Annotated in this window: 26 protein-coding genes; 13 read left to right on the forward strand and 13 right to left on the reverse strand. The window is 72.7% G+C overall.

Annotation, left to right across the window (positions count from 1 at the left end):
- Window positions 1–105: 105 nt before the first annotated feature.
- The 7 genes from AB0D66_RS27300 to AB0D66_RS27330 all read right to left on the reverse strand — a co-directional run bounded on the left by AB0D66_RS27300 (window position 106) and on the right by AB0D66_RS27330 (window position 7,781).
- Window positions 106–1,314, reverse strand: a complete 1,209-nt coding sequence (locus AB0D66_RS27300; RefSeq protein WP_362308833.1) for a cytochrome P450 — start codon at window positions 1,312–1,314, stop codon at window positions 106–108.
- A gap of 9 nt (window positions 1,315–1,323) precedes the next feature.
- Window positions 1,324–1,983, reverse strand: a complete 660-nt coding sequence (locus AB0D66_RS27305) for a response regulator transcription factor (protein ID WP_362308836.1) — start codon at window positions 1,981–1,983, stop codon at window positions 1,324–1,326.
- Complete coding sequence (locus AB0D66_RS27310) at window positions 1,980–3,341, reverse strand: histidine kinase (protein ID WP_362308839.1); 1,362 nt, start codon at window positions 3,339–3,341, stop codon at window positions 1,980–1,982. Before AB0D66_RS27310 ends, AB0D66_RS27305 begins: the two co-directional genes overlap by 4 nt.
- An 89-nt stretch (window positions 3,342–3,430) precedes the next feature.
- Window positions 3,431–4,102, reverse strand: coding sequence for a response regulator transcription factor (locus AB0D66_RS27315; RefSeq protein ID WP_215143277.1), 672 nt, complete (start codon window positions 4,100–4,102; stop codon window positions 3,431–3,433).
- Window positions 4,099–5,433: a sensor histidine kinase gene (locus AB0D66_RS27320; protein ID WP_362308844.1), complete on the reverse strand. Its 1,335-nt coding sequence runs from the start codon at window positions 5,431–5,433 to the stop codon at window positions 4,099–4,101. Before AB0D66_RS27320 ends, AB0D66_RS27315 begins: the two co-directional genes overlap by 4 nt.
- 10 nt (window positions 5,434–5,443) lie before the next feature.
- A complete protein-coding gene (locus AB0D66_RS27325; RefSeq protein ID WP_362308847.1) occupies window positions 5,444–6,646 on the reverse strand; it encodes an acyltransferase in 1,203 nt (400 codons plus the stop codon).
- A complete protein-coding gene (locus AB0D66_RS27330; protein ID WP_362308850.1) occupies window positions 6,639–7,781 on the reverse strand; it encodes an alpha/beta hydrolase in 1,143 nt (380 codons plus the stop codon). The genes AB0D66_RS27325 and AB0D66_RS27330 overlap by 8 nt, the downstream gene beginning before the upstream one ends.
- Window positions 7,782–7,972: 191 nt before the next feature.
- On the opposite strand from AB0D66_RS27330, the gene AB0D66_RS27335 reads away from it, so the two are divergent.
- Window positions 7,973–8,449: a diadenosine tetraphosphate hydrolase gene (locus tag AB0D66_RS27335; RefSeq protein ID WP_362308993.1), complete on the forward strand. Its 477-nt coding sequence runs from the start codon at window positions 7,973–7,975 to the stop codon at window positions 8,447–8,449.
- A 91-nt stretch (window positions 8,450–8,540) separates the two neighbouring features.
- On the opposite strand, the gene AB0D66_RS27340 is transcribed toward AB0D66_RS27335, so the two are convergent.
- The 3 genes from AB0D66_RS27340 to AB0D66_RS27350 all read right to left on the reverse strand — a co-directional run bounded on the left by AB0D66_RS27340 (window position 8,541) and on the right by AB0D66_RS27350 (window position 10,245).
- Window positions 8,541–8,930 (reverse strand): nuclear transport factor 2 family protein, encoded by a 390-nt coding sequence (locus AB0D66_RS27340; protein ID WP_362308853.1) that lies wholly within the window; start codon window positions 8,928–8,930, stop codon window positions 8,541–8,543.
- Between the two features lie 123 nt (window positions 8,931–9,053).
- A complete protein-coding gene (locus AB0D66_RS27345) occupies window positions 9,054–9,557 on the reverse strand; it encodes a MarR family transcriptional regulator (RefSeq protein WP_362308856.1) in 504 nt (167 codons plus the stop codon).
- A 58-nt stretch (window positions 9,558–9,615) separates the two neighbouring features.
- Window positions 9,616–10,245 carry a DJ-1/PfpI family protein gene (locus AB0D66_RS27350; RefSeq protein ID WP_362308859.1) on the reverse strand — a complete coding sequence of 210 codons (630 nt, stop codon included), beginning with the start codon at window positions 10,243–10,245 and terminating at the stop codon, window positions 9,616–9,618.
- Window positions 10,246–10,493: 248 nt separating this feature from the next.
- On the opposite strand from AB0D66_RS27350, the gene AB0D66_RS27355 reads away from it, so the two are divergent.
- The 3 genes from AB0D66_RS27355 to AB0D66_RS27365 all read left to right on the forward strand — a co-directional run bounded on the left by AB0D66_RS27355 (window position 10,494) and on the right by AB0D66_RS27365 (window position 13,501).
- Entirely contained in the window at window positions 10,494–11,855 is a 1,362-nt protein-coding gene (locus AB0D66_RS27355) for an aspartate aminotransferase family protein (protein WP_362308862.1), read from the forward strand.
- Between the two features lie 96 nt (window positions 11,856–11,951).
- Window positions 11,952–12,620, forward strand: coding sequence for a GntR family transcriptional regulator (locus AB0D66_RS27360; protein ID WP_362308865.1), 669 nt, complete (start codon window positions 11,952–11,954; stop codon window positions 12,618–12,620).
- A 230-nt stretch (window positions 12,621–12,850) separates the two neighbouring features.
- Window positions 12,851–13,501: a hypothetical protein gene (locus AB0D66_RS27365; RefSeq protein ID WP_069920890.1), complete on the forward strand. Its 651-nt coding sequence runs from the start codon at window positions 12,851–12,853 to the stop codon at window positions 13,499–13,501.
- 127 nt (window positions 13,502–13,628) lie between these two features.
- Here the strand turns inward: AB0D66_RS27365 and AB0D66_RS27370 are convergent, their stop codons facing one another.
- Window positions 13,629–14,384 carry an SLATT domain-containing protein gene (locus tag AB0D66_RS27370; protein WP_362308869.1) on the reverse strand — a complete coding sequence of 252 codons (756 nt, stop codon included), beginning with the start codon at window positions 14,382–14,384 and terminating at the stop codon, window positions 13,629–13,631.
- 267 nt (window positions 14,385–14,651) lie between these two features.
- On the opposite strand from AB0D66_RS27370, the gene AB0D66_RS27375 reads away from it, so the two are divergent.
- The 7 genes from AB0D66_RS27375 (at window position 14,652) to AB0D66_RS27405 (ending at window position 20,721) form a co-directional block, all read left to right on the forward strand.
- Window positions 14,652–14,996 (forward strand): YbaB/EbfC family nucleoid-associated protein, encoded by a 345-nt coding sequence (locus tag AB0D66_RS27375; protein WP_362308872.1) that lies wholly within the window; start codon window positions 14,652–14,654, stop codon window positions 14,994–14,996.
- Window positions 14,997–15,032: 36 nt separating this feature from the next.
- Window positions 15,033–15,632 carry a recombination mediator RecR gene (recR, locus tag AB0D66_RS27380; RefSeq protein ID WP_030152816.1) on the forward strand — a complete coding sequence of 200 codons (600 nt, stop codon included), beginning with the start codon at window positions 15,033–15,035 and terminating at the stop codon, window positions 15,630–15,632.
- Entirely contained in the window at window positions 15,625–16,272 is a 648-nt protein-coding gene (locus AB0D66_RS27385; protein ID WP_362308875.1) for a DUF5063 domain-containing protein, read from the forward strand. The genes recR and AB0D66_RS27385 overlap by 8 nt, the downstream gene beginning before the upstream one ends.
- Window positions 16,273–16,394: 122 nt before the next feature.
- Entirely contained in the window at window positions 16,395–17,669 is a 1,275-nt protein-coding gene (locus AB0D66_RS27390; RefSeq protein WP_361750658.1) for an aspartate kinase, read from the forward strand.
- Window positions 17,666–18,739 (forward strand): aspartate-semialdehyde dehydrogenase, encoded by a 1,074-nt coding sequence (locus tag AB0D66_RS27395; protein WP_362308879.1) that lies wholly within the window; start codon window positions 17,666–17,668, stop codon window positions 18,737–18,739. The genes AB0D66_RS27390 and AB0D66_RS27395 overlap by 4 nt, the downstream gene beginning before the upstream one ends.
- A 222-nt stretch (window positions 18,740–18,961) precedes the next feature.
- The gene (locus tag AB0D66_RS27400) at window positions 18,962–19,657 is read left to right on the forward strand and encodes a SigE family RNA polymerase sigma factor (protein WP_362308996.1); all 696 of its coding nucleotides are present in this window, start codon (window positions 18,962–18,964) and stop codon (window positions 19,655–19,657) included.
- Window positions 19,654–20,721 (forward strand): hypothetical protein, encoded by a 1,068-nt coding sequence (locus AB0D66_RS27405; RefSeq protein ID WP_362308882.1) that lies wholly within the window; start codon window positions 19,654–19,656, stop codon window positions 20,719–20,721. Before AB0D66_RS27400 ends, AB0D66_RS27405 begins: the two co-directional genes overlap by 4 nt.
- Window positions 20,722–20,794: 73 nt before the next feature.
- Here AB0D66_RS27405 and AB0D66_RS27410 read toward each other — a convergent pair whose 3' ends face one another.
- A complete protein-coding gene (locus tag AB0D66_RS27410; protein ID WP_362308885.1) occupies window positions 20,795–21,574 on the reverse strand; it encodes an SURF1 family protein in 780 nt (259 codons plus the stop codon).
- Between the two features lie 34 nt (window positions 21,575–21,608).
- The gene (locus AB0D66_RS27415) at window positions 21,609–23,384 is read right to left on the reverse strand and encodes a prolyl oligopeptidase family serine peptidase (RefSeq protein WP_362308999.1); all 1,776 of its coding nucleotides are present in this window, start codon (window positions 23,382–23,384) and stop codon (window positions 21,609–21,611) included.
- A gap of 193 nt (window positions 23,385–23,577) precedes the next feature.
- Between AB0D66_RS27415 and AB0D66_RS27420 the strand changes: the two genes are divergently transcribed.
- Together AB0D66_RS27420 and codA are read left to right on the forward strand one after the other, a co-directional pair.
- Entirely contained in the window at window positions 23,578–23,745 is a 168-nt protein-coding gene (locus AB0D66_RS27420; protein WP_362308888.1) for a hypothetical protein, read from the forward strand.
- A 67-nt stretch (window positions 23,746–23,812) separates the two neighbouring features.
- Window positions 23,813–25,117: a cytosine deaminase gene (gene codA / locus AB0D66_RS27425; protein ID WP_362308891.1), complete on the forward strand. Its 1,305-nt coding sequence runs from the start codon at window positions 23,813–23,815 to the stop codon at window positions 25,115–25,117.
- The last annotated feature ends 6 nt before the right edge of the window (window positions 25,118–25,123 follow it).

The raw sequence follows: 25,123 nt of genomic DNA on the forward strand, positions 1-25,123 counted from the left end.
CGCACCCACTCCGCATTCGTCAGATCACCCCGCCCCATGCCGGACCTAACGACCGGACAAGCAGACAGTCACAAGATCCGCCGGACAGGACCTAGTCCCGGCCGCCTAGAACGTCACGAGCAGGCGCTCCAGGCCCCGGATGACGTACCCGTCCCGCCACTGCGGCTCCTCGACGAGCCGCAGCGGCGGGACGCCGTCAGCCAGCAGCGCCCCGAAGGACGCCTCCAGCTCCCGGCGCGCGAGCGGCGCCCCCAGGCAGTAGTGGATCCCGGCCCCCAAGGCCAGGTGCGGGTTGTCGGCCCGTACGAGGTCCAGCCTGTCGGGGTCGGAGAACCGCGCGGGATCCCGGTTCGCGGACCCGAAGAGCAGCGCGACCTCGGCTCCGCGGGGGATTTCGGTGTCCCCGATCCGGATGTCGTCGAGGACCCAGCGCTCGAACATCTGGAGGGGGGTGTCGTAGCGCATGAGTTCATCCACAGCTGTGGACAACTTTTCGGGATTCGGATCCGCGCGCAGCGCGGCGAGCTCCCCGGGGTTGCGGAACAGCGCCCACCAGCCGTTGACCGTGGTGTTGACGGTGGCCTCGTGCCCGGCGTTCAGCAGGAGCACGCAGGTGGAGATCATCTCCTGCTCGCTGAGCCTCCCCTCCTCGTCGTGAGCGGCGATCAGGCCGGAGATCAGATCCTCCCCGGGCCGTGCCCGCCGCTCGGCGATCAGCCCCCGCAGGTACGCGCTGAACTCCAGGCTCGCCCGCACGGCATGCCGCGCCGTCTCCTCGTCCGGCCGGAGCTCATACATCCCGCAGATGTCCGCCGACCAGGGCCGCAGCATCCCGCGGTCCGCCTCGGGAACGCCCAGCAGCTCCGCGATCACCGCCACCGGCAGCGGCTCGGCGAGCACGGTGAGCAGGTCCCCGCCCCCGTCCGCGAGCAGCCGCCCCACCAGCTCCCCGGCCATCCGCCGCACGGCCGGCACCAGCCGCTCCACCGTCCGCGGAGTGAACGCCTTCGCGACCAGCCTGCGCACCCGGGCGTGCGCGGGATCCTCCAGATCCAGCAGGCCGTTCCCGTTGAGCACATGGAAGGGCTCGTGCTCCGCGGGCGGCGCCTCGCGCCCGAACTCCTCGTGGGTGAACCGGTGCAGATAGGTGCGCCCCAGCCGCCGGTCCCGCAGCAGCGCACTCACATCGGCGTAGTGCGGCACCAGCCACTGCCCGGTGTCCTCGCACCACATCACCCGCCCCTGCTCCCGCAACTCCCGGTAAGCCGGGTACGGATCGGCGACGAACGCGGCATCCCACGGATCAAAGCCCATCCCCGCACCCTACGACGGAGTCACCAGCCGGGTCTCGTAGGCGAACACCGCCGCCTGCGTGCGGTCCCGCAGCCCCAGCTTCACCAGGATCCGGCTCACATGGGTCTTGATGGTCGACTCGGCGACGATCAGCCGGCCGGCTATCTCCCCGTTGGACAGCCCCTGCGCGATCAGGACCAGCACCTCCTTCTCCCGATCCGTCAACTCGCCCAGCCCCGCCGGATCCGCGACCCTCGGCGTCTCGGCGAGCTTCGAGAACTCCGAGATCAGCCGCTTGGTCACCGACGGCGCCAGCAGCGCCTCCCCGGCCGCCACCACCCTTACCCCGTCTGCCAGCTGACGGGCCGACGCGTCCTTGAGCAGGAACCCGGAGGCCCCGGCCCGCAGCGCCTGGTACACGTACTCGTCGAGGTCGAAGGTCGTCAGCACCAGCACCTTCGCGTCCGTGTCGGCCGCCACGATCTCCCGCGTCGCCTCCAGCCCGTTCATCCGCGGCATCCGGATGTCCATCAGCACCACATCCGGCCGCAGCGCCGCCACCTGCGCGATGGCCTCACGGCCGTCGACGGCCTCGCCGACGACCTCGATGCCCTCCATGGCGTTCAGCAGGACGGAGAACCCCTCCCGCACCATCATCTGGTCGTCGACGATCAGCACCCTGATCGTCATACCGTCCCCGCTCCCGTCCCGGCCCCGGTCTCCTTCTGGGGCTCGGCCAGGGACTCCGGCCGATGGGGCACCGGTATGAACACCGCCACCTCATACCCGCCCGCCGCGGTCGCGCCGGCCGTCATCTCCCCTTCCAGCATGGCCACCCGCTCCCGCATCCCCGTGATCCCGTGCCCAGCCCCCGGCGAGGGCCGCACGTCCCCGGTCGCCGCCCCGTTGACGACGCGTATCCCCAGGCCGCCCAGCACGTACGAGACCTCCACCGAGGCCGCCGCCCCCGGCGCGTGCCGCAGCGTGTTGCTCAGGGCCTCCTGGATGATGCGGTACGCCGACAGCTCCACCCCCTGCGGCAGTTCCCGCACCGCGCCCGTGACCGTCTTCTCCACGCTCAGCCCGGCCTCCCGCACATTCGCCAGCAGCCCGTCCAGCGAGGCCAGCGTCGGCTGCGGGGCGTCGGGAGCCTCGTAGTCCGCGGAGCGCACCACGCCCAGCACCCGCCTCAGCTCCGTCAGCGCCGCCACCGCGTTCTCCCGGATGGTGACGAACGCCGCCTCCAGCTCCGGCGGCGGGTTCTTCACCCGGTACGGCGCGGCCTCCGCCTGGATCGCCACCACCGACATGTGGTGGGCGACCACGTCGTGCAGCTCCCGGGCGATGGTGGTCCGCTCCTCCAGCAGCGTCCGCTTGTCCCGCTCGACGGCCGTGACCTCCTGCTGCGCACTGACCTCGGCCCTGGCGGAGCGGCGTATCTGGACGCTGCTCGCGATCGCCAGCGCGATGGCCGAGGTCACCGCCATCTGCGGCAGACCGGTCGCGTACCCGTTGCCGAGGAGCGCCGACATCGCGAAACCGAGGGCGAGGGTGAGCGTCCACATCCAGGCCGCGACCCGCGGGCCGGTCCGCAGGGTGACGAGGACCATGACCGCGAGGTAGGAGAGGAAGCTGCCCGGGCTCCACGGCCAGTCCGTCCCCCCGCCGACCACGGCGAGCACCAGCGTCATCGCCACGGCCGCCCAGAACGCGGCGACCGGCCGGACCAGCGTCATGAGGACCGGGACCCCGGCTATCAGCCCCATCGCGAACCTGCCGGTCTCACCGATGTAGGACGAATGCGTGGTGCTCGTGAACACCACGACGAAGAACGCCAACGCCCCCACCGCCGCGTACTGCCTCCACGGCGCATACCGGCGTATCGCCCGGGGCAGCCGCCGCACGAAGCGCCCCGGCGTCTCCACCAGGGGCAGAGGCCGATAGGCGAGGGCGTCGGTGAAGAGGTCCTGGCGCAGGGTCTCGATCACCCCCGATGCCATGCGGATTTCAGGCGTCCGGGCTGTCCCCCCGGTGGTCGTCTCGGTCATACGCACCACCGTAGGCCGGTACCGCCCTGGCCCGCGTCGCCGCCGAAGGGGATTTCCCGGGGTCCCCCTCAGGTACTACACGGGTGACGTCAGTAGCCCGTCGGACGGACCAGCCCGGTCTCGTACGCGAACACCGCCGCCTGGGTGCGGTCCCGCAGACCCAGCTTCACCAGGATCCGGCCCACATGGGTCTTCACCGTCTGCTCGGCCACGGTCAGGTGAGCCGCGATCTCCGCATTCGACAGGCCCTGGGCCACGAGGGACAGGACCTCGGTCTCCCGCTCGGTCAGCTCGTCGATCCGGGCCCGCGACGGCGCCCGCGGCGCCCCCAGCCGGGAGAACTCGGTGATCAGCCGCTTCGTGATGTTCGGCGAGAGCAGCGCCTCCCCGGCCGCCACCACCCGCACCGCCTCCGCGAGCTGGTCGGCCGACGCGTCCTTGAGCAGGAACCCGGACGCCCCGGCCCGCAGCGCCTCGTACACGTACTCGTCGAGGTCGAAGGTGGTCAGCACCAGCACCTTCACGGTGGCGCCCGCGGCGCCCGTGATGACGGAGGTGGCCTCGATGCCGCCCATCCCCGGCATCCGGATGTCCATCAGGACCACGTCCGGCCCCAGTTCACCGACCTTGGCGACGGCATCCGCCCCGTCGACGGCCTGGCCGACCACCTCGATGTCCGGCTGGGCGTTGAGAAGCACGGTGAAGCCCTGCCGGACCATCATCTGGTCGTCGGCGATCATCACCTTGATCGGGGTGCTCATGAATCCCTCGTCGTCTCGGATGCGGAACCGCCGGGCATGTCCTGCGGATCCATCGGAAGTACCGCGGTCACCTCGTAACCGCCGCTGGGCAGGGGACCGGCGGCCAGCTCGCCCCCCAGCATGCCCGCCCGCTCCCGCATCCCCAGCAGCCCGTGCCCCGCACCCGGCGACGGAGGGGCCGGCCGGGTCGGCGCGGTGTTGGCCACGCACAGGTGCAGGTCGCGCGGGCCGTACGCGATGCCGACCTCCACCCGCGAACCGGGCGCGTGGCGCAGGCAGTTGCTCAGCGCCTCCTGCACGATCCGGTACGCGGTGAGCTCGACGCCCGGCGTCAGCGGCCGGCGTATCCCCGCGATCTCGGTGGTGACCTGGAGCCCGGCACCCCGCACGTTGTCCACGAGACCGTCCAGCTCCGCGAGGGTCGGCTGGGGGTGCTGCGGGGCCAGTGGATCGTCGGCCTGCTCGGAGCGCAGGACGCCCAGCACCCGCCGCAGCTCCGTCAGGGCCTCCAGCGCGTTCTCCCGGATGCCGGCGAGGTTCTCCTTGAGCTCCTCCGAGGGGTTCTCCACCAGGTGGGGGGCGACCTGCGCCTGGATGGAGATGACCGACATGTGGTGCGCGACGACATCGTGCAGCTCGCGGGCGATCCGGCTGCGCTCCTCCAGCAGCGTGCGGCGCGCGCGCTCCTCCTCGGTACGGAACTCCTGCTCGACGAGCTTGCCGCGCGCCAGGCGCGTCGCGCGGAGCGCATAGCCGAGGACACCGACGAATCCGAAGAGGAGGGCGATGCCCGGGAGCAGCGTCGCACTGTGGGGCGGCCTGAAGGCGGTTTCGGCCAGCCCGGAGTAGAGGATCGACAGTCCGACGACCCCGATCGTCACCCGGGGCGGCTTGCGCAGGGCCACCAGCAGGATCAGCGGTGCGAACGTGAAAGCCCCGGCGGGCGTCCACGGCCAGGACTGGCCCTGACCGACATTCCCGTAGATCGTCCACGCGACCATGGCCGCGGTGACGAGGCCGAGCCACCAGCCGGCCAGAGGCCGGAACATGCCGAGAACGATGGAGCCACCCGTCAGCAGGGCCATCGCGACGACCAGGCCACCCGTGACCTTGTAGTGGTCCTCGAGCTGCGAGACCGTGAGGGCGCAGGAAGCCACGGCCGCGTAGCCGAGGGCGACGTGCGGCAGCCAGGCCAGCCAGCGCGGCCGCGACAGACGGGGCAGCGGGTCCCACTCCAGGGTGACCATCTCCCGCGCCAGGCCGCGCAGGTCGGGACGGCCGCCACGGGGTTCGCGGGCGTCGGGTACGGGGGACTCGCTCGGCTCGCTCACGGGCTCCAGCCTAGGCATGGGTGATCTCCTTGACGGGGGCGGTCGCCCGCCGGCCGGAGCCGACGACGAGACGGGTGGTGCCCTCCGGCTTCGGGCGGCCGCCCCGCTCGTACACGCGGAACGCGGCCCAGCACAGGGCCAGCGCGGCGGCGAACACGGGGAGCCACAGCAGCCGGGCCGGTATCCACAGCAGCGAGTCGGGCACGGTGTGCAGCCCGGGCAGGTCGGCGGGGGCCAGCAGCCCGAGGGCGGTGACGGTCATCATGGCGGTCTGGTGCCAGAGGAAGACCGTCATGGCGGAGAGGTTCAGCAGGGCCACCTGCGCCCAGGCGCCCGGCCGCCGCATGGCCCGGGCCAGCGGCTCGCGCAGCAGCAGGGCCAGCCCGCACTGGGCCAGTCCGAACGCGACCGCGGCCAGCGTCGGCGGGTTCAGGTTCGACACGGCCGCCCCGGGGACCCCGACCATCGAAGCCGGGTACCCGCCCCACAGGATCAGCGCGGCCGTGGCGGCGGCGCCCGCGGCGAGCAGCAGCAGCGCGGGCCCGCGCCGGGCGAACGCCCCCCGGGACCAGGCTGCGCCCAGGGTGTAGGGGACGAGCCAGCCGGCGGCCACATTGGCCCAGCCGGCCCACTCGGGCCCGTCGAGCCCGAACCGCCACAGGTCGACGCCCGCCACCACGGCCAGCGGCCACAGCGGATGGAGCCGGGCCACGAGCGGGGTCGCGGCGGTCAGCACGGCGAACACGAGCAGGAACCACAGCGGCGACAGCACCAGCTTGACCAGCGTCTGCACGGTGGGGATGTCCACCCCGCCGGCCAGCATCCCGCCCGCGACGACCGTCCACAGGACGAGCACGGCGGCGACGGGACGGAACAGCCGGCCCAGCCTCCCGCCGACCCAGGTGCGGTACGAATCCCCGCGCTCCCGGGCCGAGGCGTAGCCGCGGGCCGCGACGTGCCCGCCGACGAGGAAGAAGACGGCCAGGGTCTGGAACACCCAGGACACCGGGGCCAGCCAGCTCGTGTAAGCCAGCGGACTGGTGGTGCTCAGGCCGCCGTTGGCGGTGGTCAGGGCGGTGACCAGCCAGTGGCCGAGGACCACGCCGAGGATCGCGAAGGCCCGCAGCGCGTCCACGGCGCGGTCGCGGCCGGCCGGGGTCGCCGCGTCGATGCCCTCGGCCAGGAGGGACCAGCGGGCGCGGAGCTCACGCATGGGAACCCTCCGAGGCGGCGGAGGCGGCGGAGGCGGCGGAGGCGGCGGAGGTGGCGGAGGTGGCGGAGGTGGCGGTATCCGCGGCCGCGGTGCCGAGGACGATGGCGGCCAGGCTATCCAGGGACCGCGTGCCGGGCTTGAGGTAGTCGCTGTGCCCGGCGGAGCCGGCGGCGAACACCCGGGCTCCGAAGGCGGGGTCGACGGGGTCGGTGCCGAAGCCGATCGCACCGAGCCGGGCGTGCGGGATCCGGCCGATCCAGTCGCCGCTGCCCCGCCCGGCCCAGACCCGGGCCCCCGTCGGAAGGTCCCGGGCCGAGTCGGCCCCCGTGCCCGGGCTGCCGTACAGGACGATGTCGGCGACCGCCGGCCCGGTCCCCGTACGGGCACAGACCACCGAGCCGTAGGAGTGGCAGAGCAGGGAGAGCCGGGCGCCCGGCCCTGCCATGTCCCGCAACCGGTCGAGGAAGGGCCCCAGTTCGGCGGCGGCCTCGTCGGCGCGGGCCGCGGTCAGGACCGTCGTGCTGACCGTGCCGGGGGTGTCGTACCCCAGCCAGGCGACCACGGCGGAGCGCGGATGCGCGGCCTGGAGGCGCTGCTGGAGGGAGACGGCCCCGGCACGGAACCTCTGGTAGGTGTCGAGTGTCGTATCGGACCCGGGCACCAGGACGGTGACCCGGTCGGCGGTCTCCAGATCGCCGAACACCTCGACGGCCCGGCCGCTCCCCCGGCCGTCGAAGGCGAGGAACCGCCCCGCACCGCCCGCGTCCATCGCACGCAGCTTCCCGGCCCGGCCGGTGCGCCCGGCGGCCGCCGCCATCCGGGCCGCCTCGGCGAGGTCGGCCCGGTTCGCCTCGTACCGGTCGTGGGGCGCGGCGGACTCGGTGAACGCCGCGGGCAGGGGCGCGGGGACGTGCGGGGAGGCGGCGGCGGACACCGGTATCACGACGGCCGCCGCGACCAGCGCGGCCAACAGGGTTCGGCGCCACCGGCCGGTTGCCGCCCGTCCGCGCCCGGGCGCCGCCGTGCCGGGACCGCCCGCCCTCGCGGCCGCAGCCGCGGTGCCGGGGGCGGTGGCAGGCGCAGCGGCCCTCGCCGCGGCCCTCTTGGTGCTCGTGGTGGTGGTCCCCGCCGCCATCGTCTCTTCCTTCGGTCGGGAAGAGCCGTCAGCGCCCTTCACTGCCTCCGAAGTTAGAAATCCGGCCCCCTCATCGGCGTCCCGCTCCAGAGCCGTGTTTCTGTGTAGCTCTCAGGTATGACAGGGGATACCTGAGAGGCAGGGCATCCTCGAAGTATCGTGCGAGGAGGGTCGGTTAGGGTCGTCGGATGATCGAATCGGACTGGCGCCACGACCGCATCGGCAGCGCTCACCGGGGGCAGAACCCGACCGTCCTGCGCCGCCTCGACGAGGGCTTCGCCGTGATCGGGGACCGGCAGTTCCTGCCCGGGTACTCCGTCCTGCTGACCGACGACCCCGCCGTGACCCGGCTCTCCGACCTGCCCCGGGCGCGCCGGGCGGCGTACCTCACCGACATGGAGCGGCTCGCCGAGGCCGTCGAACGGGCCTGCCGCCGCCTCGACCCCGCCTTCCGGCGCGTGAACATCGAGATCCTGGGCAACACCGACCCGTACCTGCACGCCCACGTCTGGCCGCGGTACGACTGGGAGCCCGCCGACCTGGTCCGGCTGCCGGTCTGGTTGTACGGGGAGGAGTACTGGCGCGACGACCGGCACGCGCTGAGCGAACGCCACGACGGCCTGCGGGCCGCCATCGGGGAGGAGTTGGACGCCCTCGGCGGGGCGTGAGGCCGAAGGCCCGCGGATCGGGCGCCCGCGGATCGGGCGCCCGCAGCTCGGGCGTCCGTGCTGATTCCTCCGTACCCCCTCCCCCCCTGGCTCAGTCGGCCGGCAGGGCCTCCACAAAGCCCGCACGCCAGCGGGGCGCCGGGTCCTGGCCGGGGCTGGTCCAGTACTCCCGGGCCCCGACGATCTCGCCGTCCCGCACCGTCCAGAGGGAGACGGCCCGGTAGAGCACGTGGTCCTGGGGCATCTCCACCTCGGTGACGACGAGGTCCCCGTCCGCGAGGATGCGCAGCAGCTCCACCGACCGTTCGGCCGTGTCCGCGTCGTCGCTGTTCACGGCGATGAAGTTGTCGCGGCCGACGATGCGTTCGCCGCTGACCGGCCATTCGATGACGGCGTCCTCGGCGATGAGGTCGGCGACGCCGTCCCAGTCGCGGGCCCCGATCCGCTGCCACAGGTGTGCCACTACATTCAACGGCTCCATGCTCCGCAGTGTCCGACGGGCGCCGCGGACGCAACAAGCGTTGCCTGAAGGCTTATTGACATCGACACATTCGGCCGCTTGCCCCGCGTCCTCGTGTCCCCGCGTCCGTAGGGACGTCGGCCCCTAGGCGTCGGCCTGCGGCTCCGCCACCGCGTCCAGCGCCTTCGTCAGGCGGTTCAGCACGTGGACCGTCTCCGCGAACGCGGCGTCGCCCAGCTCGTCTGCCAGTCGGGCGGCCAGGGAGGCGTGTCCGGGGGTGATGCGGGCGATCGCCTCGCGGCCCGCTTCCGTCGGGCGCAGGAGCTTGGCGCGGCGGTGGGCCGGGTTCGGTACGTACTCCGCCAGGCCCTTGGCGGCGAGCAGGTCGGCGATGCGCTGGACGCTCTGCCGCGTGATGCCCATGGCCCGGGCGATGCCCGCCACCGGGAGGGGCTCGCGGAGCACGGCGCCGAGCACCTGCCACCACGCGGCGGTCAGGCCCGCCGGGCGGGCCAGCTCCTCCGACACCGCGAGGAACTGGCCGTTGAGGCGGAACACCCCGAGCGCGGTCCGGCTCAGCAGGTCCTGGCGGGCGCGGAGCGGCAGCGACTCCGACACCGGCTCCGGCACCGGCACCGGCACCGGCACCGGCAAAGAGGCTGACTCCGACCCCGATTCCGACACCGCATCCGACACCGCATCCGACTCACGCATCGCCCGACTCCTCCGCCGCCATCAGGACCGGGTACGCGCTCGCGTCCGAGTCGTGGAACAGGCGGAACCACGCGTCCAGTACGTCCGGCTTGTACACGTTCAGCCGGGCGAAGACCTCGCGGGCGAAGGCGACCGGTTCCGTCGGCCCCGCCGTGATCAGGTCGCCGTCCGTCACCGCGTCGGCCTCGACGTAGCGCTCGGCGCCCCCGTAGCCCGGCTGCTCCGCCAGGTAGAAGGAGACCGCGCTGGTGTGGGCGCGCCCGTCCAGCAGGCCCTCCCGGGCGAGGCCGGCCGTGGCTCCGCAGATCGCCGCCACCGGAACGCCGGCGTCCAGGAACTCCCGGGCCTTCGCCGCGAACGGTGCCAGGTCGTCCCCGGTGTCCCACAGGGCGGCGCCGGTGAGGATCAGCAGGGAGGAGTCCTGCGGCCGCAGGTCGGCCAGGGCCAGGTCGGGCTGGACGCGTACGCCGCCCATGGTGGTGACCGGCCGTTCCGCGGCGAGCGCGACGGTGCGGACCTGGTGGCCGCGCTGGGTCAGGTGCGCGGTGGTGTGGCCGGTCTCCCAGTCCGCGTACGTGTCGTAGACCGCGAGGTGGACGGGCTTGCGCGGGGTCTCGTTCATGGTGATCGCCTCCGGCGTTGACGTTCGGGACCTGCTCCGTGCCGTGCTGCAGTGCTCCATGGCGTTCTGTGCGGCCTGCCGCAGCGGCTTTTGCGGCCAGCCCTATGGCAAGAGACTGTCATGATGACAGGATGTTGTCAATGTCCCTCAGTGTCGGCCCCGCGCCAGACAGACTGCCGAGACCGGCCCCCCACCCCCATACAGTCCGCCGATGTCCCTTCCCACCTGCACACTTCTAGCGTGACGCCATGACCCCTCATGTCACCTCGCACACCCTCGCCGCAGTAAAGGAAGCTGACCGGAAGCACGTCTTCCACTCCTGGTCCGCCCAGGCCCTGATCGACCCGCTCGCCGTGGCCGGGGCCGAGGGGTCGTACTTCTGGGACTACGAAGGCAACCGCTTCCTCGACTTCTCCTCCCAGCTGGTCAACACCAACATCGGCCACCAGCACCCCAAGGTCGTCGCCGCCGTCCAGGAGCAGGCCGCCCGGCTCTGCACCCTCGCGCCCGGCTTCGCCGTCGACGTCCGCTCCGAGGCCGCACGCCTCATCGCCGAGCGGACCCCGGGCGACCTGGACAAGATCTTCTTCACCAACGGCGGCGCCGAGGCCGTCGAGAACGCCGTCCGCATGGCCCGGCTGCACACCGGCCGGCAGAAGGTGCTGTCCACCTACCGCTCGTACCACGGCGCCACCGCCGCCGCGATCAACCTCACCGGCGACCCGCGCCGCTGGCCCTCCGACACGGCCGCCGCCGGTGTCGTGCACTTCTGGGGCCCGTACCTCTACCGCTCCGCCTTCCACGCCGCCACCGAGGCGGAGGAGTGCGAGCGCGCCCTCGCCCACCTCGCCGACACCATCGCCTTCGAGGGGCCGCAGACCATCGCGGCGATCATCCTCGAGAGCGTCCCCGGCACCGCCGGGATCATGACCCCGCCGGCCGGCTACCTCGCGGGGGTGCGCGAGCTCTGCGACCGCAACGGCATCGTCTTCATCCTCGACGAGGTCATGTCGGGCTTCGGCCGCACCGGCAAGTGGTTCGCCGCCGACCACTGGGGCGTCACCCCCGACCTGATCACCTTCGCCAAGGGCGTGAACAGCGGATACGTGCCGCTCGGCGGCGTCGCCATCTCCGCCGCCATCGCCGAGACCTTCGCCACCCGCCCCTACCCGGGCGGACTCACGTACTCCGGCCACCCGCTGGCCTGCGCCGCAGCCGTCGCCACGATCAGCGCGATGGAGGAGGAGGGCGTCGTCGAGCACGCCGCCCACCTCGGTGCGAACGTGATCGGCCCGGCGCTCGCCGAGATCGCCGAGCGGCACCCCTCCGTCGGCGAGGTCCGCGGGCTGGGCACCTTCTGGGCCCTGGAACTCGTACGGGACAAGGCGACGCGCGAGCCCCTCGTCCCGTACAACGCCTCGGGCGCCGCCAACGCGCCGATGGCCGAATTCGCGGCGGCCTGCAAGGCATCCGGGCTGTGGCCGTTCGTCAACATGAACCGCACCCACGTCGTCCCGCCCTGCACGATCTCGGAGACGGAGGCGAAGGAGGGGCTGGCCCTGCTGGACGAGGCGCTGACGGTCGCCGACCGCCACACCACGTCCGGATAGCGGACGGCACATTCGCATACCGATCCACAACCGCTCTATTTCAGCCTCGCTGCCTGGCCTAAGGTGTCCGGAGTTCACCTAAGGAGACGGACCCCTATGCCAGGCAGCGGCGCTGTCACCCGCAACACGCTTCGCCAGCAGATCGCGGACGCGCTGCGCGACGAGGTGCTCGCGGGACGCCTGCCGCCCGGAACCGAGTTCACCGTCAAGCAGATCGCTGAGCAGTACGAGGTCTCCGCGACCCCGGTCCGCGAGGCGCTGGTCGACCTCTCGGCCCAAGGCCTGCTCGAACTGGTCCAGCACCGCGGCTTCCGGGTGCGGATCTTCTCCGTGGACGACTTCCGGGGAATGATCGAGGCCCGCTCGCTGGTCGTGGACGGGATCTTCCGCAGGCTCGCCGAGCGGGGCGCCGCCGTCGGCACCGGCGAGCTGCTGGTGTCCGTGCGGCGCCGGGCCGAGGAAGCGCGCCGGGCCGCGCAGAGCGGTTCGCTCGAGGTGCTGATCGGCTACGACCTGCGCTTCTGGCGGGAGCTGAGCGAGCTGGTGGGCAACACCTACATCTCGGAGTTCCTGCACCGGATCCGGGTGCAGTGCTGGGTCTTCGCCGTACCCCACCTCCAGCGCGACCCGCAGCAGCTGCGGACGGCGCTGTGGGACAAGCACAGCGACCTCGTGGACGCGGTGACCCTCGCCGACGCGGACGCGGTCCGGCGGATCGTGCAGGGCTACAACCAGCACGGCCTGGACTGGGCGGCCGGGCTCTAAAGCCGCACGGACCCGCACGGACCAGCTCGGAACCGTTTACGGACCAGCTCGGAACCGCACGGACCCGCACGGACTTGGACGAAGCCGCACGGGCATCCCACGCGAGTCCCGCGCGACCCGCTACGGCTCCAGGCCAGGGGTCGGCGGTACGGGTTCTGCGCACCCCTTCGCGGAGCGTGTCCGGCGCACTACGCTGGCCGCATCGGCGGCAACGACTGATCGGAGCCCGCGTGGCCTGTGACCTGTGGCTAGTCCCCCTTGTCGATGTGCTGTGCCACAGCCCTGACAACCCCTTCGCGGAGGAGATCGCCGCGTACGACAAGGCGCTCGGCGAGGCCGGGCTGCCGTCCGTACCCGTGTTCGCCTACATGCCGGGCCTGAGCGGGGACGTGGCCCCGGTCGCCGGCTTCGACTACGACGCCCTGCACTTCCTGCGGCGGGCGTACCTGCTCCAGATCTGCGGGCTGCCGGTGACCCCGGTGGACGAGCTGGGCGGGGACTACGAGCAGCTGCTGGAGATGTTCGAGCCGACGGCGCAGCAGTCGCACCTGGTGTGGCACTACGACCACGCCGGGGCGTACGTCCCGGTGGACTTCGCGGCTCCGCTGGCGAACGAGGAGCTGCTGGCCGGCGGCGGGCCGCTGGGGTCCGCCCAGGGGCTGCTGCGTGAGCTCGCGCTGGTGGCTCCGGCCATCGGGATAGACCCCGGGAACCCGCCGGCCGCGCCGGCTCCGCCGGGGAGGCCGACCTCGCTGGAGGAGCCCGCGGGGCCGATTCCCTACGACGACAGCCCCTTCGCGCGGGAGCGGCACGTGTGGCTGGGGCTGCATGCCGCTGCCACCCGGAGCCTGGGCCAGGGGTCGATGATCATCTTCAGCTGAGCGGGGCACCGCGCCCGCGGGGCCGGAAGGCGCCGCGGGCCCGGAGCGTACGGCCTCGGCGGGACTGGTGGGACCAGCCGGACCAGCCAAACCAGCCAAACCAGTCGAACCAGCCGAACCAGCCGGACTAGCGGGGCTGCTCCGGGGGCCGCTGCCGCGGCATGTTGGGGCGGGTCCCCGGCGGGAGGGGGAAGCGGGCCGGGGGCACGTACGCGTCCGGCCGGGCCCCGCCCGCGCCCAGGGACTGCATGACCAGCGGGGCCGGGCCGGAGCTGAACTCCACCATCCACTCCGCGGTCTCGGAGCGCACCAGCTCCGTCACGTCCTCCGAGAACCGCCGCAGCACCGTCAGGCACCGCTCGGCGGCCTCGCTCGCCGTGCCCTCGGTCGGCCCCAGCACCTCCCGTACGTTCTCCGAGGCCCAGTCGAACTGCAGGGTCTGGAGCCGACGCTGCACCGCCTGGGCGGTGGCCACGTCCCGCATCCAGCCCGAGGTGAGGCCGAAGAACCGGTCGCAGGCCAGGCAGGCCGCGGCCAGCAGCAGCGACAGGAACCCGTACGCCGACGCGCCCGGCACCGAGCCCGTCAGCTCCAGCAGGGGCAGCGCGGCGCCCGTGACGGCGCCCAGGGCGGCTCCCACGCGCAGCACGCGCGCCCCCCGGCGCTTCCACGCCCGGTCGGACAGGTACCACTCGGCGGTGCGCAGCGCGTCGGCCTCGACGCGGCGGTAGAGCTCGTCGAGCCGCTCGGCAGGCTCGCCCCAGTCCCCGAGGGGGAACGGCCGCCCGGTCAGATCGCCCGCCGCCATCGGTCCGCTGCCCTCCTCCCGGGGTTCCCGGGGATCCCGGGGTGGCCCCTCGGGCTGCATCTCCGGCTGGCTCACCCGGCACTCCCTCTGCCTGCGCTGACGTGTGGTGGTGCGCGTGTGCGCAATGATGCGCATGCTCTTCCTACCTTCGAATGGGGCGCGATGGGCAACGAATCCCGGGATTTCCGCCCACAAGGAGGTCTCCATCAGGTACGCGTACGTCCGCTCCCTCACTCGAAAGAGTTGGTCCTCACGGCGTAGGGCGCAGCGCCCGGGGAGCACGTAGGCTCGGATTGACCGGGCTGCCCCAGGCTCGGACCGATGCTACGGAGTGAGTGACCTGTGATTCCCGGTGGTGGCCAGCCCAACATGCAGCAGCTGCTCCAGCAGGCCCAGAAGATGCAGCAGGACCTCGCCACGGCTCAGGAAGAGCTGGCCGGGACCGAGGTCGAGGGCCAGGCCGGCGGCGGTCTCGTCAAGGCGACGGTGACCGGTTCCGGTGAGCTGCGCGCCCTGGTGATCGACCCGAAGGCCGTGGACCCCGAGGACACCGAGACGCTCGCCGACCTGGTGGTCGCGGCCGTCCAGGCGGCCAATGAGAACGCCCAGGCGCTCCAGCAGCAGAAGCTGGGCCCGCTGGCCCAGGGGCTGGGCGGCGGCAGCGGCATCCCCGGCCTCCCCTTCTAGCACTCCCACCCCACCCGAACGAAAGAAGGCAGTCCGTTGTACGAAGGCGTGGTCCAGGACCTGATCGACGAACTGGGCAGGCTGCCCGGCGTCGGGCCCAAGAGCGCGCAGCGGATCGCCTTCCACATCCTGCAGGCGGAGCCCACCGACGTCCGCCGCCTCGCGCACGCGCTGCTCGAGGTGAAGGACAAGGTCCGGTTCTGCGCGGTGTGCGGGAACGTGGCGCAGGAGGAGCGGTGCAACATCTGCCGCGACCCGCGCCGCGACACCACGGTCATCTGTGTCGTGGAGGAGCCGAAGGACGTCGTCGCGATCGAGCGGACCCGCGAGTTCCGGGGCAGGTACCACGTCCTCGGCGGCGCGATCAGCCCGATCGAGGGCGTCGGCCCCGACGACCTGCGCATCCGCGAGCTGCTGGCGCGCCTGGCGGACGGAGAGGTGACCGAGCTGATCCTGGCCACCGACCCGAACCTGGAGGGCGAGGCGACCGCCACCTACCTCGCCCGCATGATCAAGCCCATGGGCCTGAAGGTCACCCGCCTGGCCAGCGGGCTCCCCGTCGGGGGAGATCTGGAGTACGCGGACGAGGTCACGCTCGGGCGGGCCTTTGAAGGAAGGCGACTTCTCGATGTCTGACGCAACGCTGCACGCACTGGGCCAGGACCCGGACGATTTCGCGGCCTCGATCGCGGACCAGATCGAGTCCTTCATCGTCGCGGTCACCGAGGTGGCCAAGGGCGAGGACCCGGACAGCGCGGTGCCCTTCCTCCTCCTGGAGGTGTCCCAGCTGCTGCTGGCGGGCGGCCGGCTGGGCGCGTACCAGGACGTGCTGCCCGACGAGCGTTACGAGCCCGACCTGGGCCCGGAGCCGGACGTGGACGACCTGCGCGAGCGGTTCGCGATCATGCTGGAGCCGGTCGACGTCTACTCCGAGGTCTTCGACCCGTACGAGCCGCGCAAGGCCCCGGTGGCGCACCGGATCTCCGACGACCTGGCCGACGTCGTCGCCGACCTGCGGCACGGGCTCATCCACCACCAGGCGGGCCGGATCACCGAGGCGCTGTGGTGGTGGCAGTTCTCGTACTTCACCAACTGGGGCCCGACGGCCTCGGCGACCCTGCGCGCCCTCCAGTCGCTGATCGCGCACGTACGGCTGGACCAGCCGCTCGCCGCCCTCGACGGTCTGGACACGGACGAGGACCTCACGGAGGACGACCTCGCGGAGCAGGCCGGACAGGTGATGGCCCAGGAGCTCGGCGGCCTCGGCCGCACATGAGAGCCCGGGCGGGGGAACTTATCGTTTGATCTTTACGTCTCATGATGTGGTACGAAGCGGTCGGATCACGGTCGCTCGTTAGACTGCACCAGCAAATGAGACGGACTGAGCGAGGAGCGCACGTGGGCCTTGTCGTGCAGAAGTACGGAGGCTCCTCCGTAGCCGATGCCGAAGGCATCAAGCGCGTCGCCAAGCGGATCGTGGATGCCAAGAAGAACGGCCACCAGGTGGTCGTCGTGGTTTCCGCGATGGGCGACACGACGGACGAGCTGATCGATCTCGCCGAGCAGGTTTCACCCATGCCTGCCGGACGCGAATTCGACATGCTGCTGACCGCCGGAGAGCGGATCTCCATGGCCCTGCTGGCCATGGCGATCAAAAACCTGGGCCACGAGGCCCAGTCGTTCACCGGCAGCCAGGCAGGCGTGATCACCGACTCGGTCCACAACAAAGCGCGCATCATCGATGTCACGCCGGGCCGTATCCGCACCGCGCTGGACGAGGGCAACATCGCCATCGTCGCCGGCTTCCAGGGCGTGTCCGCGGACTCCAAGGACATCACCACCCTCGGCCGCGGCGGCTCGGACACCACCGCCGTCGCGCTCGCCGCGGCGCTGGACGCCGAGGTCTGCGAGATCTACACCGACGTCGACGGCGTCTTCACCGCGGACCCCCGCGTCGTGAAGAAGGCCCGGAAGATCGACTGGATCTCCTCCGAGGACATGCTGGAGCTCGCCGCCTCCGGTTCCAAGGTGCTGCTGCACCGCTGTGTCGAGTACGCACGCCGATACAACATCCCGATCCACGTCCGCTCGTCCTTCTCGGGACTGCCGGGCACGTGGGTCAGCAACGAGAATCCGCAAGGGGACGAGCAGGTGGAGCACGCCATCATCTCCGGAGTCGCTCACGACGTCTCCGAAGCCAAGATCACGGTCGTCGGCGTCCCGGACAAGCCGGGCGAGGCCGCGGCGATCTTCCGCGCGATCGCGGACGCCGAGATCAACATCGACATGATCGTGCAGAACGTGTCGGCGGCCTCGACGGGCCTCACCGACATCTCCTTCACGCTACCCAAGGCGGAGGGCCACAAGGCCATCGACGCCCTGGAGAAGGCGAAGGCCCAGATCGGCTTCGACTCCCTGCGCTATGACGACCAGATCGGCAAGATCTCCCTGGTCGGCGCGGGCATGAAGACCAACCCGGGCGTCACCGCCTCCTTCTTCCAGGCGCTCTCCGATGCGGGCGTCAACATCGAGCTGATCTCCACCTCCGAGATCCGGATCTCGGTCGTGACCCGTCAGGACGACGTCAACGAGGCCGTCCGCGCCGTGCACACGGCCTTCGGCCTCGACTCCGACAGCGACGAGGCCGTCGTCTACGGAGGCACCGGACGATGACCGGCGCCCGGTCCTCCGCCCCGGCGCTCGCCGTGGTCGGGGCGACCGGAGCGGTCGGCACCGTACTGCTCCAGATGGTGTCCCAGCGGGCCGACGTCTGGGGCGACATCCGCCTGATCGCCTCCGCGCGCTCGGCCGGCCGCATGCTGGCCGTCCGCGCGGAGGAGACCGAGGTGCTCGCCCTCACCGAGGACGCCTTCGACGGCCTCGGTCCGGGCGACGTCGCGCTCTTCCTGACCCCGGCCGACGTGTCGGCCCGCTGGGCGCCCGTCGTCACCGCACGCGGTGCCGTCGTCGTCGACCAGTCCGCCGCCTTCCGGGACGATCCCGAGGTCCCCCTGGTGGTGCCCGAGGTCAACGGGCACGCCGTACGGAGCAGGCCGCGCGGGATCGTCGCCACCCCGGACTGCGTGACCGCCGGGATGATCGCCGCCCTGGGCGCCCTGCACGCCGAGTACTCCCTGTCCGAGCTGGCCGTCTCCTCGTACCAGGCGGCCAGCGCCGCCGGCCGGGCCGGCTCCGAGGCGCTGCGCCGCCAGCTGTCGCTGGTCGCCGGGACCTCCCTGGGCGAGCAGCCGGGCGACGTGCGCCGGGCCGTGGGCGAGGACACCGGCCCCTTCGCGGCGCCGCTCGCCCTCAACGTCGTGCCCTGGTCCGGTGAGCTCCGCGAGGACGGCTGGTCCTCGCACGAGCTGGCGGTACGGCAGGAGACGCGCCGCATCCTGGACCTGCCCGCGCTGCCCGTCGCCGTGACCTGCGTACAGGTCCCCGTGGTCACGGGGCACTCCCTGACCGTGCGGGCCCGCTTCGAGAACGAGGTGGACGCCCCGCACGCCCGGCAGATCCTGGACGCCGCACCCGGCGTGGTCCTCGTGGACGACCCGGCGGCGGGGGAGTTCCCGACGCCGGCGGACGCCGCCGGAACGGACCCGGCCTGGGTGGGGCGGGTGCGGGTCTCGCTGGACGACCGGCACGCGCTGGAGTTCTTCGTGTGCGCCGACAATCTCCGCAAGGGCGCCGCCCTGAATGCCACTCAGATCGCGGAACTGATCGCAGGTGAATTTGCGTAATTCGCTTTGTAGGATCGGTGTGTAGATCCCTAGATCAAGGTGATGGCCCGACTGCCGTCTCGATGGACAGGGCAATCGGGAAGAGCGGGTACGCATGAGGGCAATGGGGATATTGCTGTGGCGGCTGCCTCGCGCGTACAACCCTGACGGGGGGACGCGTGTCCTACAGGCGTGGCAGAGGCACTGCTCGAACTGGCCGTCCTACCGGCGCGCAGCGGGTTCATCCCGTCGCGCCGGGGCTCCCGCGCGCCCGGCGGCGGTCTTCCTGTGATCGTTCCCGTCCCGCCGGCCGGGCCGTCCGAGGTGCCCGTCCGGGCTGCCGTACCGACCCGGGGCGGCCGCGTGCCCTCTCCGCGCGACGGCGCCGAGGCGGCTGAGACACCCGCGTCCGCCGGGGCCGAGCCCGTGACCGAGGTGGTGGCGGGCACCACCGTCGACCACCTCACGGAGACCTACCAGGCGCACTACCGCTCGCTCCTGGGCCTCGCCGCGCTGCTCCTCGACGACACGGCGTCCTGCGAGGACGTGGTCCAGGAGGCGTTCATCCGCGTGCACTCGGCCCGTAACCGGGTCCGTGACCGCGACAAGACGCTGGCGTACCTGCGCCAGACCGTCGTGAACCTCTCCCGGTCCGCCCTGCGCCGGCGCATCCTCGGCCTCAAGCTGCTCTCGAAGCCGATGCCGGACATGGCGAGCGCCGAGGAGGGCGCTTACGACCAGCTGGAGCGGGACGATCTGATCAAGGCGATGCGCGGACTGCAGCGCCGCCAGCGAGAGGTGCTCGTACTGCGTTACTTCGCGGACATGACGGAAGCCCAGGTCGCGGAGACGCTCGGGGTGTCGCTCGGCTCGGTGAAGGCGTACGGATCGCGGGGCATTGCCGCGCTGCGGGTGGCGATGGAGGCTGCGCAGTCATGATGGACGACCACACCGGGCGCGGCGGCGCGGGCGAGGAAGAGGCGCTGAGGGGCCTGCTGCACGGAGCCGTCGAGGGCCTCCGGCCCGCCGAGGGCGCGCTCGAGCGGCTGCGGTACGCCGTCCCCGCCCGCCGGACCCTCAAGCGGCAGGCCCTCGTGGGCGCCGCGGCCGTCGCCCTGCTCGCCGGAACCGCCATCCCGGCCGCCCTGCACATGACGGCCGGCGCCGGCACCACCACCGAGCACCCCGCGATGGCCGGACACGGCTCGCAGGCCGGCGGGAAGCCGGGCGGCGCGCCCTCCGACCCGCACCAGAACGGATCCGGGAGCCAGCCCAGGGCCACCCGCTCCGGTGGCGGCGCGCCCGACGCGGGCGGCACCACCGGGCAGCCGGATCCGGCGTCCACCGGCTCCCCGGCCGGCGGTGCGACGGCGGGCCCGTCGAGCAGCGGCACCGCGCCCGGCACGGTCGTGGGCAGCGGGAACGGCCCGCAGCCGCCGGCGGCCGCACCGGGTGTGCCCGGCTGCGGGGCCGAGCAGCTGGGCGTGGTGGGCTCGGCCCGCACCCCGGAGGCCGACGGCAAGATCTACGGCAGCTTCAAGGTCACCAACGTCTCGGCGCAGGGCTGTACCGTCACCGGCCCGGACACCGTGACGGCGGCCGCCGCGGCCGGCGCCCCGACCGGCCCGGGCTCCGGGGTCGCCGTGGTCGGCCACACGGCGGGGGACCCGGCGAGCGGGCTGCTGCCCGATCCCTCGGCGGAGGCGCCGGTGCTGGTGCTCCAGCCGAACTCCGCGTACGAGGTCCGCTTCGCCTGGGTGCCGTCGGCCGAGCCCTGCCCCTCGGCGAGCCCGGACGCGGGGGCGAAGCCGCCGCAGGGCCAGTCCTCCGACACGCCCGTCGTCGAACCGGAGACGGGGACCACGCCCCCGGCCGCCCCGGGCGTGGCGGTGACCCACACGCCCCCGACGGGCACGCCGGTCACGCGGACGACGATTCCGGAGGCCTGCGGGGGAACGGTCTACCGCACGGGAGCGATCCCGGTGGACGCGCCGACGCCGTAGCGCCGGATCCGGGCGGATCCGGCGCTCCAAGGGCTTCCAAGGGCTTGCGGGGGATTGCGGGGCTTCCGCGGGGTCAGACCCGCTCTGCCGCCGCCGGAGCCTCGGGCAGCAGGCCCGCCTCCGCGTCGCGCAGGGTTTCCAGCTCGCGGCGGTAGAGGCGGAACCACATGAAGAGCACGAAGGCGACGAAGACGAACCACTCGCCGGTGTAGCCGAGGTTCTGGAAGGCCTTCAGGTCGAGCCCGGTGTTGTTCGGGGCCGCGGCGGGCACCGGGGTCATGCCGTCCGAGGGGGTCTGCACGGTCAGCCAGGCGTCGTACAGCTCGTCCGGGACGATGTTGACCAGCGAGGCCGCCCCGATGACGCCGAGCTGTCCGGCCGGGAGGCCGCCCTGGGAGTGGACCCCCTTGGTGCCGGAGTTCTCCGAGGCCTGCAGCGCACCGGTGACCTCGACGCGGCCGCCCGGCGCGGCCGGGGCCTTCGCCGGGTCGGCCGTCCCCGGCAGCCAGCCCCGGACCACCGGGACGGCCTTGCCGGAGTCGGTCTTCAGCAGGGTCAGCACGTAGAAGCCGGTCGCCCCGTCCAGCCGCCGCTCGGGGACGAGCAGCTGGTCGCCGTACTCCCCGGACACGGAAGCCAGCCGTCCGGAGGTGTTCTTGTCCACCGGGAGCAGCGAGTCCAGCGGCGCGGCCGCCCGGTCCGCGGGGCGCGCGGTGTTCGCCTCGCGGTGGCTGTCGACGCGGTCCTCGAACCGGCCGAGCTGCCAGGACCCCATGAACAGGCAGAAGGGGACGGCGAGCACGACGAAGATGTTGATCCCCCACCATCGCGGGGTCAGGAGAAACCGGTGCACCCCACCACCGTACGGGGGGTGCACCGGAGCGGGTCTAGCGGGGCAGGTGCTCGAGCGCGAAGTCCAGTTCCATCCGGACCTGCTTGATCCGCTCCTCCACGACCAGCGAGCCGTGCCCGGCGTCGTAGCGGTACACCTCGTGCACCGCGCCGCGCGCCACCAGCCGGTCGACGTAGTTGTCGATCTGCTTGATCGGGCAGCGCGGGTCGTTGAGGCCCGCCGCGATGTACACCGGAGCCCGCACCGCGTCGACGTACGTCAGCGGCGAGGAGGCCTCGAAGCGGTCCGGGACCTCCTCCGGCGTGCCGCCGAAGAGGGTGCGGTCCAGGGACTTCAGCGCCTCCATCTCGTCGTGGTAGGCCGTCACGTAGTCGGCGACCGGTACGGAGGCCAGTCCCACCGCCCAGGCACCGGGCTGCGTGCCGAGGCCCAGCAGGGTCAGGTAGCCGCCCCAGGAGCCGCCCGAGAGCACCAGCCGGGCCGGGTCCGCGAGGCCGGAGGCCACCGCCCACTCGCGGACCGCCGCGATGTCCTCCAGCTCGATCAGGCCGACCCGGTGCTTGAGGGCGTCGGTCCAGGCGCGGCCGTAGCCGGTGGAGCCGCGGTAGTTGACCCGGACGACGGCGAAGCCGTGGTCCAGCCAGGCCGCCGGGGTCGCCGCGAAGGCGTCGCAGTCGTGATGGGTCGGACCGCCGTGGACCTCGAAGACCGTCGGGAAGGGGCCGTCGCCCTGCCCGGCCGGCCGCTGCACGAGCGCGTGGATCCGCCCGCCCGGGCCCTCCACCCACACGTCCTCCACCGGCACCGAGCCGGGCGCCCGGAAGCCGGGCGGGTCCAGGACGGTCGCCCCTGAGGTGGACCGCACGGCCGAGGGCTCGGCCGCGGAGGACCACTGGTACTCCACCGTTCCGTCGGGGCGCGCCGTCGCACCCGACACCGTCCCCGGCAGGGTGTCCACGCGTACGAGCTCCCGCGTGGCCAGGACGTAGCGCCACAGCTCGCTGCGCGCCTCGAACTCGTGCGCGATCAGCAGGGCGGAGCCGTCCGGGTACCACTCGGCGCTGACATCGCCCGGCAGGTCGATCGCGAGCTCCTCCTCGGCGCCGGTCGCCACGTCCCACACCATCGGCTCCCACCGGCCGCGCCGCTGGTGGCCGACCAGCAGCCGGGTGTCGCCCGCGACCGGCGCGAAGCCGAGCACCTCCAGCCCCAGGTCCTCGGTGCCGCCGCGGGAGTCGTCCAGCTCGGCGACGGGGGCGCCGTCGAGGCCGACCACGCGCAGTGCGGAGTGCATGGCGTCACCGTGCTCGGTGTGCTCGACGGCCACGAGGGTCCCGTCGCGGGACAGGTCGCCGACGCCGGCCGACTCGCGGTGCCGGTAGATCACGGCCGGCGCGGTGCCGTCCGGCCGGACCACGTGGATGGTCGTGCCGTCCTCGTCGGTGGAGCGGCCCACCACGGCCGTGCCGTCACGGCCGATGGCCAGCCCGGCGGGGTAGGAGGGCTCCAGCCCGGGGGTGGCCGGCTCGTCGGGGCCGCCCGCGAAGGGCTGGCGCACCCAGGTGCCGAACTCGTCGCCGTCGGTGTCGGAGAACCACCAGATCCACTCGCCGTCGGGGGAGAGCGCGCCGTCGGTGGTGCCGTTGGGGCGGTCGGTGGCCTGGCGCTGGGTGCCGGTGGCGCGGTCCCAGGCGTAGAGCTCGAAGGTCCCGGTCGCGTTGGAGACGAAGAGCGAACGGTCCGGAGCGTCCTCGGCCCACTCGGGCAGTCCGACGCGCGGCGCCCGGAACCGCTTCTCCCAGGCGGGCATCCCGCCGCCGGGGGCTGTGCCCGGGGCCGTGCCCGGGGCCGTGCTCGTGGTCTCGCCGGTTTCGCCGGTGGTCAGATCGGTGTCGCTGGTCATGCCCCCATTCTTGCCGCACGCCGCGCCGGGATGCCGACTGCTCCGGACGGGCGCACAGTGGAACCCGTACGCGTGTTCCGCGTCCCGAGGAGGAGTGATCATGTCCAGGAAGGCTCGCACCGGACACCACGGCCACCAGGATTCCGAGCGCGCGCTGGCGAAGAACACCGCGGCCGAGGCGCGTGCCAAGGCCGCCGTCAGGGACGTGCAGTCGCTCTCCGCGAAGACGCGGGGCATGCAGCAGAAGGCTCAGGCCAAGCGCGGCTGAGTCCGGCACCCGGTCACCGGCCCGCGCCCTCCCACGAGGGGGCGGGCCGCGTGCGTACGCTGGCCGCATGCGGATGATCGTCCGGGGTGCCCGGCTGCTGCACGCTCACGGCCCGTCCGACACGCTGTCCGACGTGGAGGTCGCCGAGGACGGCCGGATCGCGCGGGTGATCCCGTACGACGACCAGAAGGAGCCCCCCGCCACCGGCACCCTCATCGAGGCGCACGGCTCGCTGCTCACGGCCCCCTTCGTCGAGCCGCACATCCACCTCGACACCGCACTGACGGCCGGGCAGCCGCGGCCCAACGCCTCCGGCACCCTCTGGGAGGGCATCGCCTGCTGGAGCGAGCGCAAGCAGACGCTGACCCGCGAGGACGTCGTCGCGCGGGCCACCGAGGTGCTGCGCTGGCAGGCGGCGCAGGGCGTGCTGCACGTGCGGACCCACTGCGACGTGACCGATCCGGCGCTCACCGCGCTCGACGCGCTGCTGGAGGTGCGCGACCGGGTCCGGGACGTCATGACCCTGCAGATCACGGCCTTCCCGCAGGAGGGCATCTGCTCCTTCCCGGACGGCGAGGCGCTCCTGCGCGAGGCCGTCGCACGCGGGGCGGACGTCGTCGGCGCCATCCCGCACTTCGAGGACACCCGGGAGGACGGGATCGCCTCGCTGCACACCGCCTTCGCGCTGGCCGAAGAGCACGGGCTGCGCGTGGACGCGCACTGCGACGAGATCGACGACGAGCAGTCCCGCTTCGTGGAGGTACTGGCCGCCCTCGCGCTGCGCACGGGCCTGCGCGAGCGCGCCACGGCCTCCCACACCACGGCCATGGGCTCCTACAACGGCGCCTACAGCTTCAAACTCCAGCGGCTGCTGGCGCGTTCGGGCATCAACCTGGTCTCCAACCCCTTCGCCAACCTCAACCTCCAGGGCCGCTTCGACACCTATCCCAAGCGGCGCGGGCTCACCCAGGTCAAGGAGATGCTCGCGGCGGGGGTCAACGTGGCCTTCGGCCACGACGACGTCATGGACCCCTGGAACGCCCTCGGCACCGGCAACCCGCTCCAGACCGCCCTGGTCGGGCTGTACGCCGCCCAGCTGACCGGCGCGCAGGAGATCCCGCTGGCCTTCTCGATGGTGACGGACCGTGCGGCGCGGGTGCTGGGCCTGACGGCGGAGGAGTACGGCATCGGGGAGGGCGCCCCCGCCTCCTTCGTGCTGCTCCCGGCCCCCACGCCCGAGGAGGCGATCCGCCGCCAGGTCCGGCCCCGCCACGTCGTCTCGCACGGCACCGTCCTGGCCAGCACCCCGCCCGCCCCGACCGTGCTCTCCTGGCCGGGCGAGCCCCCGGTGGAGGTCGACTTCAGCGTGTGAGAGCCG

Origin of the sequence: Streptomyces sp. NPDC048270, from assembly GCF_040652335.1 — a bacterium.
Classification (GTDB): domain Bacteria; phylum Actinomycetota; class Actinomycetes; order Streptomycetales; family Streptomycetaceae; genus Streptomyces.

Excerpts from the sequence above, each read along its gene's own strand:
- AB0D66_RS27355 (WP_362308862.1), top strand. The coding sequence starts at position 10,494 with ATGACCCCTCATGTCACCTCGCACACCCTCGCCGCAGTAAAGGAAGCT.
- AB0D66_RS27300 (WP_362308833.1), bottom strand. The coding sequence starts at position 1,314 with ATGGGCTTTGATCCGTGGGATGCCGCGTTCGTCGCCGATCCGTACCCG.
- codA (WP_362308891.1), top strand. The coding sequence starts at position 23,813 with ATGCGGATGATCGTCCGGGGTGCCCGGCTGCTGCACGCTCACGGCCCG.
- AB0D66_RS27305 (WP_362308836.1), bottom strand. The coding sequence starts at position 1,983 with ATGACGATCAGGGTGCTGATCGTCGACGACCAGATGATGGTGCGGGAG.
- AB0D66_RS27405 (WP_362308882.1), top strand. The coding sequence starts at position 19,654 with ATGATGGACGACCACACCGGGCGCGGCGGCGCGGGCGAGGAAGAGGCG.
- AB0D66_RS27420 (WP_362308888.1), top strand. The coding sequence starts at position 23,578 with ATGTCCAGGAAGGCTCGCACCGGACACCACGGCCACCAGGATTCCGAG.
- AB0D66_RS27350 (WP_362308859.1), bottom strand. The coding sequence starts at position 10,245 with ATGAACGAGACCCCGCGCAAGCCCGTCCACCTCGCGGTCTACGACACG.
- AB0D66_RS27315 (WP_215143277.1), bottom strand. The coding sequence starts at position 4,102 with ATGAGCACCCCGATCAAGGTGATGATCGCCGACGACCAGATGATGGTC.
- AB0D66_RS27385 (WP_362308875.1), top strand. The coding sequence starts at position 15,625 with ATGTCTGACGCAACGCTGCACGCACTGGGCCAGGACCCGGACGATTTC.
- AB0D66_RS27330 (WP_362308850.1), bottom strand. The coding sequence starts at position 7,781 with ATGGCGGCGGGGACCACCACCACGAGCACCAAGAGGGCCGCGGCGAGG.
- AB0D66_RS27415 (WP_362308999.1), bottom strand. The coding sequence starts at position 23,384 with ATGCCCGCCTGGGAGAAGCGGTTCCGGGCGCCGCGCGTCGGACTGCCC.
- AB0D66_RS27340 (WP_362308853.1), bottom strand. The coding sequence starts at position 8,930 with ATGGAGCCGTTGAATGTAGTGGCACACCTGTGGCAGCGGATCGGGGCC.
- AB0D66_RS27395 (WP_362308879.1), top strand. The coding sequence starts at position 17,666 with ATGACCGGCGCCCGGTCCTCCGCCCCGGCGCTCGCCGTGGTCGGGGCG.
- AB0D66_RS27325 (WP_362308847.1), bottom strand. The coding sequence starts at position 6,646 with ATGCGTGAGCTCCGCGCCCGCTGGTCCCTCCTGGCCGAGGGCATCGAC.
- AB0D66_RS27310 (WP_362308839.1), bottom strand. The coding sequence starts at position 3,341 with ATGACCGAGACGACCACCGGGGGGACAGCCCGGACGCCTGAAATCCGC.
- AB0D66_RS27360 (WP_362308865.1), top strand. The coding sequence starts at position 11,952 with ATGCCAGGCAGCGGCGCTGTCACCCGCAACACGCTTCGCCAGCAGATC.